Source organism: Salinivibrio sp. IB872 (assembly GCF_001995345.1).
Classification (GTDB): Bacteria; Pseudomonadota; Gammaproteobacteria; order Enterobacterales; family Vibrionaceae; genus Salinivibrio; species Salinivibrio proteolyticus.
Map to the genome: position 1 here is coordinate 1 of NZ_MUFO01000066.1, position 9,345 is coordinate 9,345.

Below are 9,345 nucleotides of genomic sequence, written 5' to 3' on the forward strand. Positions count from 1 at the left end.
CTGCGGATCCTATCGGTGATGCTTTTGTTTAAGGACACGAAGGCGAGATGCTGGTACAACAGTTTGACCACAATGTGACCGTACCGACTGACCCTCAGTCAGGTCAGCCATCAGGCCAACGTGTGCACAAGCCATTTAAGTTCACCGTTGCGCTCAACAAAGCGGTGCCATTGCTTTATAACGCACTGGCGTCAGGTGAGAAGATGTCAACGGTCGAGCTGAAGTGGTACCGCACGTCGATTGAAGGGAAACAAGAAAACTTCTTTACCACCAAGCTGGAAAGCGCCTCGATTGTGGACATTCACTGCGAGATGCCCCATTGCCAAGACCCGGCGAAGTCAGACTTTACCCAGAACCTGACGGTGTCGATGTCTTACCGCAAAATCACGTGGGACCACGTTAACGCAGGCACCTCAGGCTCAGACGACTGGCGCAAGCCAATCGAAGCCTAATCCTTCATGGCAACATGAAGACACAAACAGCCTGCCTTTACCGGCGGGCTGTGGTGCGTTGAGCCAGACGGCAGGGTCTGGCTGAACGTATCAGGGTAAACAAGCAGGGCGAAGGATACACAGATGGCGACATTGCAAATAGCGTTAACCGTGGCGGGGCTAGATCCACAACCGTTCGTGGTGGTGGACTACCAAGGGGACGAGTGCCTCTCTCACCAAGCAGGCCTGAATGGCAACCCGGTGTATGGGTTCCAGTATGAGGTGGCATTGGCGAGCCGCCATACCGACATCACGCCAGAGCAAGTGGTCGACAAGCCGGTGCAGCTGACACTGTGGCGCAATGGCGAGCTGGTCAAACGGGTGCAGGGTATCGCCAGTGCCTTTAGCCAAGGTGACATTGGTCATCACTTTACCCGTTACCGCTTAACCTTGGTGCCCGCCTTGTATCGTCTGTCGCTTCGCCAAAACAGTCGCACCTTCCAGCACCAAACCGTGCCGACTATTCTAGAAACCCTGCTCACGGAAATGGGGGTGACGGAGGTTAGCTTCTCGCTCACTCGCGACTATGCCGAGCGCGAATACTGTGTGCAGTACCGTGAAAGTGACTTGGCGTTCTTCCACCGCTTAGCGGCAGAAGAGGGCTTGGTGTATCACCATGAGCACGATGCCACCACCCATACCCTGATAGTGACCGATGCGCCCGACAGCTTGCCCCAGCTTGAGCGCCCTGTGCCCTATAACGCCTTAAGCGGCGGACGCACCGATACCCCGTATATCTATGGGCTGACACGCCACACTGCGGCGCAGCCTAGCCACACGGCATTAAAAGACTACAGCTTCAAAAAGCCGCGTTATAGTTTTCAACAAGCGGCACAAGCCGATGGCATTGATTACCAGCGTACCGACAGCTACGAGCACTTTGACTTCCCGGGCCGCTTTAAAGACGACGCSACYGGACAGGCGTTTAACCAAACCCGCTTAGAGTACTTACGCCGYGAGGCYGAACRCGCCAACGGSCAAAGCAATGAACCSGCATTACGSGCMGGCTATCGCTTTACCATCAGCGACCACCTGGATGAGGGCGTCAACCAAGCGTGGCAAGTGGTGCGGGTGCATCACCAAGGCAGCCAACCACAAGCGATGGAAGAAGAAGGTGGCCAAGGCGCCACCACCTACAACAACCAGTTTATGCTTATTCCGGCCACCACCCCGTGGCGCGCCACCCCCACACCCAAACCTCAAGTGGATGGCCCCATGATAGGCACCGTGGTGGGACCGGATGGCGAAGAAATCTTCTGTGATGAACACGGGCGAGTGAAAGTCCACTTCCCGTGGGACCGCTATTCTAACGGCGATGACAAAAGCAGTTGCTGGATACGGGTGGCCCAAGGCTGGGCAGGCAGCCAATATGGCATGATGGCGATTCCCCGCATTGGCCATGAAGTGATTGTGTCCTTCTTACACGGTGACCCGGACCAACCGATCATCACCGGCCGCACGTATCATGCGACCAATGTGCCGCCCTATACCTTACCGGCACACAAAACCAAGACGGTTTGGCGCAGTGAAAGTCATCAAGGCGAGGGCTACAACGAGCTCACGTTCGAAGACCAATCGGGCAGTGAGCAAGTGTATTTACATGCACAAAAAGACTGGCATACCGAGGTAGAAAACGACCGGGTGACCGAGATAGGTCATGACAACCACCATCAGGTACATAACGACCAATTTCATCGTGTGATGGGCAATGCGCATCATACCGTGGAGGGAGAGAGTCGCCAGTACACTCAACAAGACCAAACCCTGATTGTTGACGGCTCGCTGCATGTTAAAGCTGGCCAAGTATGGGTGAATGACGCCAGCAATGAAATTCATATCAAAGCCGGTCAAAAAGCGGTGATTGAGGCAGGAAGTAGCATCACCGTCAAAGCCGGCGGCAGCTTTGTCAGCATTAATGGCGGCGGTGTTCATCTTGTGGGCCCTGCGATTAACCTCAACTCAGGCGGCAGCCCCGGTGCAGGCAGTGGCTATGCCGGTAAAGTCGCTGCCCTCCCGTTTGGGGTGGAGTCGCCGGAAAGTCCAATGCCCGCCCAAACGATTTCTTATGAGGCGCTACTGACCGCTGAAAAAGCACATATACCAGCCGTCAAAATATGTCCTGTTATTGGAGGTGGGCAGTGATAAAACAATGGTTCACTGAACAAATCGACGACATATATTGGTTGGTTGAAGACAACACATTAAAACAGGCGATAGAAGCCAACGGGGAGCTTTCATTTCCTGATGCACGATTGGTTTTTCAGGGTGAAATGTTCGATGCTGTAATGCCACTCTCTCCTTGGCTACTACCTGTGACTGAGTCGGTTAGGCAACTGCCTGAACAAGTATTACAGCAAGGCATGTACTTTTCTTGTACTCAGACTCTCGATGTTTTGTTAAGCCATTTACAGAGTTTATTGATTGCTGCGCTTGACGGTGAGGAGGTCTTGTTTCGATTTTATGACCCTCAGGTGCTATTACCTATGCTGGACACCATGGATGAGCAAGAGCTGTCTGCGCTTCTGGGGCCAGCTGAAAGGCTAACAACGTTTTTAAATGGCCAACATTGCCAATGGTATAGTGACGTTGGTAAACAATACCAACCACGACTGGCACCTTGGTGGATAATTAAACCACATCATTTAACGCCACTTTACCGCACAGATGTGCATGCAAAGATTCTAGAAAGACGCCTCTGGGAGTGCTTACCCGATGCACTAACGCAACTCGAAAAGCCCTCTCAGGTTTTTGAGGCGGTGCTGAATGACGCTAAAAAGAATGGTAAGGATTATGAGTATGCAGAGCGTTTGGTGCTCAGTCACTTAATCAACGAGACGTCCCTAACTTTAGAAGCGGTTCGTGATGCACTGCATCTTGAACAAAAAGAATGCGAAGAAATATTCAAATTACGGGAAACGACGTATGAGTAACACAGGCGTAAACCCACATTGTCAACCATGTGAAAAGCGTGAGCACTGGATAGAGCTACTTATTCGTGATGAGCATAACCAGCCGTTTAATGATGTTAAAGGCACCTTAATTGATGCCACCCAAAAAGCGCACCCCATTTCTTTGGGTGAGCAACCCATTTTGGTTAAAGACATTGCCCCCGGCCCTGTGGAAATAAAGTTAGATCTGGGTGATTGGTTACGTGAAGCGCAAGACAGTCAACACGCAGTGAATCCTGACTCTGACCCTGTAAAGGATTTTTCAGCAACTTATACAGGATACAATGGTGGAGAGGTTATCTATCATGAAGCAACGACAGGTGATCTGACCGAGCTCCCTCAATACGAGCCAACTGATTTACCAGAAAATAGAGTCACTCTTCCTGAACGGCATCAAAAAGGGGCCGCCGACAAAATAAAACTCGTCACAGATAAAACATATATTCTTAAAGTGAGAGCGTACAAATTTATTACGCTTCGCTTCGGTGTGTTCTTTGATGGTACGGCCAATAATACATACAGTGCGCTATGGGGTAAACAGCAGTTTGACCGCTACTATAATACGTGGAAAGCCAACTATGATACTGAATGTGAAATACTGGCTAAACAAACTGGATTAGATAGTAGCTCGATTAAACCGACACAGTTGCCAGATTCATGTTTTGCTTATCCAGAAGGGGTTGAGGGAAGTACTGCGAATGAAGTCACTAATGTATATAAGCTCTATGACAGGTATAAAGACAGAAAGTTACTATCTGATAGTGTTTTTGTCCTGAGTGAATATATAACTGGAATAGGTACAGGCAACAGTAAAGATATCGCACCGGCAGGTGAATCTACTTACGGTCAAGCAACAGGGACTGGAGATTATGGTATTAGGAGTAAGGCTATTTATGCGTCTAATCAAATTAAAAATAGTTTGAAAGACGCTAAGGAAATAATTACTAACCATGATGAGAAAATAGATGGTATCAATAAAATTCAGTTTGATATATTTGGCTTTAGCCGCGGAGCGGCAGCAGCGAGACACTTCATTAATTATGTCTTGAAAGAAAATAAAAAAGGTGTATATCAAGATAGCCCATTCGTAAGAGGGTTTAAACGAGCTTGTTTTCACGCTAATTTACCGATAGCATTTGATTTTGATTGGTTGGAAAGTGACCATGATAAAGCATGTATGGAAATAACGTTTGCAGGCTTATTTGATACTGTAGCATCGGTTATTGACGGCTTAGATACGATGGATTTCTCTACCCATAATACTAAGCATGGTTTGGTAGAGCTATGGATTGACCCGAAACGTGTTCGCCGCGCCGTACACCTAACTGCACACCCAGACACAGAGTATCGTTATGACTTTAGTCTCAACCACCTAAATAATGTGGCGCTAGGCGAATTAGTCAGTGCAGAACAACGATCGAAAGCGGAGCCACCTGTGACGCATTTTCATGAGTTTGTTGTGCCTGGAAGTCACTCAGATATTGGTGGAGGCTATAAATCACGTTTAAGCTACGATCATCGTGACTATTTATTACCTGCACTCGAAAAAGTGCTTGTTAAGTCAATCAGAAAAAGTTATTCCTTTTCGTTAGGGAAAAAAGAAAAAGTCAAGAACGAGGTTGTAAAGCTACTGGATGAATATAAAGAAAAAGATAAAAAAGTCGGCTGGCGTGATGAAGACTACATCATTGAAACCAAAGAGCGCATTGGCAAAGATAGTGGTCAGATAACAGGTAAACTATATATAAAACGTCAAGTGGAAGGTGAGCTATCTCGCTTATATTTGCGTATTATGTACGGTTTGGCCGAGTTTTATGGTGTGCCGGTTCATGATGATGACGGGATTATATGGACTCAGGCTGAATCCAAACTATATACCGTGTCCCCTATCAATGAATTAGGGAATTCTAGTTTTGAGTTCGTTGAGTTAAATAATAAGGCCCTAGAACTATCGAAGTGTGGTGATGTTTCTTCACTAAGCTCAATCCTAGAAAGCGAAGCGCTAGTGAAGACGCTAGCATATGCTAATTTAATTCACCATTCTTCAAAAGATAGTTTAGGCTTTAGACCACATTGGGATGAAGAATCTAATTGTTATAGGAGGGCAAGCTTTGTCTGTACTAAAGAAATATAAGAAAACAATGATAACCCTGCTTGCATTGTTTTTTTTAATTGGATGCAAAGAGAGCGAGCCTCTCCCAGGAAAACCTTGGCGTGTATCTGTGGTAATGCCTTCATTCTATCCCATTAAAATCACACAAGCCTATGGTGTGAATGAAGAGCAAGATTGGACAATGCCGCTCCATGGTCTGGCTCAATCGATGAGTACAAGTAAGTTAGAATATGTCCGTACTGTGTTTCCTGATTATGATGGTTTTGGCTTCCCTATATCGCCTCTGACTGCTCTAGGTGGGCGCCAATTAGGTTCATCAAATAAACACTTACCGGATAGTATTTATATATATTGGACATCACTCATTAATATGCGTTTTTTTGTGACCAAATATGACCTTTCTCCAAAGTTGAAGGAGTTAATGGCAGCAGAGTTAAGCTATACGAGACGTGATGGCACTATTGATGCGTCTTGTTATAGAACTGAATTTTTCTTTGGTATGTTGCCTAACGGAAAAGCTAAGGTATGGCTGTGGGGTTGTGGGAAATTTATCTACTTAGCAGAGCTGGATCCTGTACGAGAGAAAGACCGTGACCAAAATGGTACAACGGCCGATGAGTATAGACAGGGCCCCACACCCACACCACAAAGAGTTCGACAGCGTGGAATAGATGCTGGTGTATCGACTGTCCCAATCCCATGGGAGAAAGTGGGCAAAGTTTATAGCAAAAACACAGTCGAGTTGCTTAGTGAGCAGTAATGGTGGGTAGCTCGAAGTGATATCTCCATACATTTATCACAGACTTTAAATTCTCATCGCCCAGTGAGTGATTAGCATCCACTGGGCGGTATGTTCACTCTATTGAGATGATGGATAAAGCTCAAAAGGACAACGATTTTTGCCTGTACTAAATAAATATAGAAAAACACTGATAACCCTGCTTGCGTTGTTTTTATTAATTGGCTGCAAAGAGAATGAGCCTCTCCCTGGAAAACCTTGGCAGGTTTCTGTGGTAACGCCTTCATTTTATCCCATCTACATCACGCAAGCGTATGGTGTGAACGAAGAACAAGACTGGACAATGCCGCTCCATGGGCTCTCCTTGTCAATGAGTAAAAGCGAATTAGCCAATGTTCGCACTGTGTTTCCTGATTATGATGGGTTTGGACTCCCTGTATCATTACTCACTGGTGTACGTGGGCGACAACTAGGCTCTGCTAATAAGCACTTACCAGATAGCATATATATATATTGGACCTCATTGATTAATCTGCGGTTTTTTGTGACTAAGTATGACCTTCCTCAAAAAGTAAAAGAAATAATGTCGAAAGGAGTAAGCGTTGAGCGATATGATGGATCTTTAGGTTCCTGTTTTAGGACTGAGTTTTTCTTTGGCATGCTTCCCAATGGAAAAGCCAAAGTGTGGTTGATGGGCTGTGATCAGCTCATTTATTTGGCAGAGCTGGATCCAGCACGAGAGAAAGACCGTGATCAAAATGGTACGACGGCCGACGAGTATAGACAAGGTTCCACACCGCAAAGAGTTAGGCAGCGTGGAATYGATGCAGGTGTATCGACTGTCCCAATCCCATGGGAGAAAGTTGGCAAAGTCTACAGTCAAGATCCAGTCGAATTGCTCAGTGAGCAGTAATGGTGAGTGACTCGAGTTAATATCTTCATAGGTTTATCACAGACTTTAAATTTTCATCGCCCAGTGAGTGAATCGCATCCACTGGGCGGTGTGTTCACTCTATTGAGATGATAGATAAAGCTCAAAAGGACAACGATCTTTGCCTGTACTAAATAAATATAAAAAAACAATGATAACCCTGCTTGCATTGTTTCTTTTGATTGGATGCAAAGAGAATGAGCCTCTCCCTGGAAAACCTTGGCGCGTATCTGTAGTAATGCCCTCATTTTATCCCATTAAAATCACACAAGCCTATGGCGTGAACGAAGAGCAAGATTGGACAATGCCGCTCCATGGTCTAGCCCAGACGCTGAGAAAAAGCGAGCTAAAGTATGTGCGCAGTATTTTTCCGGACTATGATGGATTTGGTTTTCCTTTGTCGATATTGGCCGGTGTAAGTGGAAGTCAATTAGGCTCAGCAAATAAACACTTACCGGATAGTATATATATATATTGGACGTCGCTGATTAATATGCGTTTCTTTGTGACTAAATATGATCTTTCTCCGAAGGTTAAGGAGTTAATGGCGAAAAAATTGCATTATACACGAAGTGATGGCTCCAAAGGACTTCCTTGTTATCGAACCGAATTATTCTTTGGTATGCTACCCAATGGAAAAGCAAAAGTGTGGCTAATGGGTTGTGATCAACTTATCTATTTGGCAGAGTTGGAGCCAGCACGAGAGAAAGACCGTGACCAAAATGGTGCAACGGCTGATGTATATAGGCGGGGATCTAAGCCCGAGAAAGCAAAACAGCGTGGAATCGATGCAGGCGTATCGACTGTCCCAATCCCATGGGAGAAAGTGGGCAAAGTCTACAGTCAAGATCCAGTCGAGTTACTCAGTGAGCAGTAAAGATGGGTAGCTCGAAGTGATATATTTATAGATTTATCATAGACTTTGAATTCTTATCGCCCAGTAAGTGATGCAACACTTGCTGGCGGTAGCATTGCTTATCAGCTTACCCTGATAGTGACTGATGCGCCCGACAGCTTGCCCCAGCTTGATAACCCGGTGCCCTATAACGCCGTCAGTGGCGGTCGTACCGATACCCCGTATATCTATGGCCTGACACGCCACACCGCGGCACGCCCTAGTCACACGGCCTTAAAGGACTACAGCTTTAAAAAGCCAAGCTACAGTTTCCAACAAGCGGCGCAAGCCGATGGCACACGGAAAACGCATGAACATCCGCGTCACGAAAGGCTTCCCAGCACGGTCGCCAGGTACTCTTGGTCCATCGCGCACATCATTCGCTTGCGTTGAATGCCGGCTTTGAAACTCTTCTCTTGCTTTAATAAATTCAAAACCATTTGCCTTATTCGTGCAAAAACTTCAGCTCGGTCATCTACCCTAATTCGACATGCATCTTCTTTTAATCCAACATCGAGCTGCCAGTGCATTGATTCAATTAACCAGTGCGAGCGAGTGGCATCATGAAGCTCTTTCGCTGTCAGTGCTTTTGAACTTATATAGTAGCGCACAGAAATATCGGATTCTTCGGCGTGTTTGCCTTCTTGTCGAACACTCACCATGATGCCCATCGTTTTTAGTTCAGGCCAATCATAAGCCAAATCACCTAATACACTTAAATTGGTATTAATCAGTGCACATCGTGTTTCCAAACGCCCATGCGATTTCTCTTGTGATGAATAGCTATCGCCATCAAAATGTTGAAGCATTGAGGGGCGGTAATAATTATCAAACGCTTCATCTAACCTGCCTTGATTTCCTTWAACAGCAAGCAAGTAATCAGCATTTTTATCGATGATTTTCTGTGCAATTTTTCGCTGACAACCCATAGCATCAATGGTAATCAAACAACCTGAAATATCGAGCAATTCTAGTAGCTTAGGAATGGCAGTAATCTCGTTCGTCTTACTGTCTACTTTTGACTGTCCAAGGGTAGTGTTCAAAAGTCTGTGTCACTCCTATAGTTAACCCTCAACAGGGAGTGATACATCAATGTCCGACAAATACGAAATTGATATTCAAGCTTTTGCTAAGGCACTGCAATCTGGACAGGGCCTCAACGGGAAAGATGGACTGCTAACGCCGTTGATTAAACAGATCACCGAAGCTGCTTTGGCTGCTGAGATGG

Annotated in this window: 7 protein-coding genes and 3 pseudogenes; 9 read left to right on the forward strand and 1 reads right to left on the reverse strand. The window is 46.2% G+C overall.

Features of this window, described 5'->3' with window-relative positions; genetic code table 11:
- The 8 genes and pseudogenes from BZJ18_RS16110 to BZJ18_RS16145 all read left to right on the forward strand — a co-directional run.
- A pseudogene (locus tag BZJ18_RS16110) lies at nucleotides 1–452 on the forward strand (Hcp family type VI secretion system effector); the annotation flags it as partial.
- 123 nt (nucleotides 453–575) lie between these two features.
- The gene (gene tssI / locus BZJ18_RS16115) at nucleotides 576–2,633 is read left to right on the forward strand and encodes a type VI secretion system Vgr family protein (RefSeq protein WP_077458274.1); all 2,058 of its coding nucleotides are present in this window, start codon (nucleotides 576–578) and stop codon (nucleotides 2,631–2,633) included.
- Nucleotides 2,630–3,421 carry a DUF4123 domain-containing protein gene (locus BZJ18_RS16120; protein ID WP_158011299.1) on the forward strand — a complete coding sequence of 264 codons (792 nt, stop codon included), beginning with the start codon at nucleotides 2,630–2,632 and terminating at the stop codon, nucleotides 3,419–3,421. Before tssI ends, BZJ18_RS16120 begins: the two co-directional genes overlap by 4 nt.
- The gene (locus BZJ18_RS16125) at nucleotides 3,414–5,573 is read left to right on the forward strand and encodes a T6SS phospholipase effector Tle1-like catalytic domain-containing protein (protein ID WP_077458278.1); all 2,160 of its coding nucleotides are present in this window, start codon (nucleotides 3,414–3,416) and stop codon (nucleotides 5,571–5,573) included. The genes BZJ18_RS16120 and BZJ18_RS16125 overlap by 8 nt, the downstream gene beginning before the upstream one ends.
- The gene (locus BZJ18_RS16130) at nucleotides 5,551–6,312 is read left to right on the forward strand and encodes a DUF2931 family protein (protein ID WP_241824999.1); all 762 of its coding nucleotides are present in this window, start codon (nucleotides 5,551–5,553) and stop codon (nucleotides 6,310–6,312) included. Before BZJ18_RS16125 ends, BZJ18_RS16130 begins: the two co-directional genes overlap by 23 nt.
- Nucleotides 6,313–6,451: 139 nt before the next feature.
- Entirely contained in the window at nucleotides 6,452–7,204 is a 753-nt protein-coding gene (locus tag BZJ18_RS16135) for a DUF2931 family protein (protein WP_077458280.1), read from the forward strand.
- A 139-nt stretch (nucleotides 7,205–7,343) separates the two neighbouring features.
- Nucleotides 7,344–8,099 (forward strand): DUF2931 family protein, encoded by a 756-nt coding sequence (locus BZJ18_RS16140; RefSeq protein ID WP_241825000.1) that lies wholly within the window; start codon nucleotides 7,344–7,346, stop codon nucleotides 8,097–8,099.
- A 45-nt stretch (nucleotides 8,100–8,144) separates the two neighbouring features.
- Nucleotides 8,145–8,510: a contractile injection system protein, VgrG/Pvc8 family gene (locus tag BZJ18_RS16145; protein WP_077458282.1), complete on the forward strand. Its 366-nt coding sequence runs from the start codon at nucleotides 8,145–8,147 to the stop codon at nucleotides 8,508–8,510.
- On the opposite strand, the pseudogene BZJ18_RS16150 reads toward BZJ18_RS16145, so the two are convergent.
- Nucleotides 8,441–9,148, reverse strand: a pseudogene (locus tag BZJ18_RS16150) (ISAs1 family transposase); the annotation flags it as partial. The gene BZJ18_RS16145 and the pseudogene BZJ18_RS16150 overlap by 70 nt on opposite strands.
- Before the next feature lie 61 nt (nucleotides 9,149–9,209).
- On the opposite strand from BZJ18_RS16150, the pseudogene BZJ18_RS17815 reads away from it, so the two are divergent.
- Nucleotides 9,210–9,345, forward strand: a pseudogene (locus BZJ18_RS17815) (IS256 family transposase); the annotation flags it as partial.

Coding starts and splice junctions, on each gene's coding strand:
- BZJ18_RS16125 (WP_077458278.1), top strand. CDS start 3,414: ATGAGTAACACAGGCGTAAACCCACATTGTCAACCATGTGAAAAGCGT.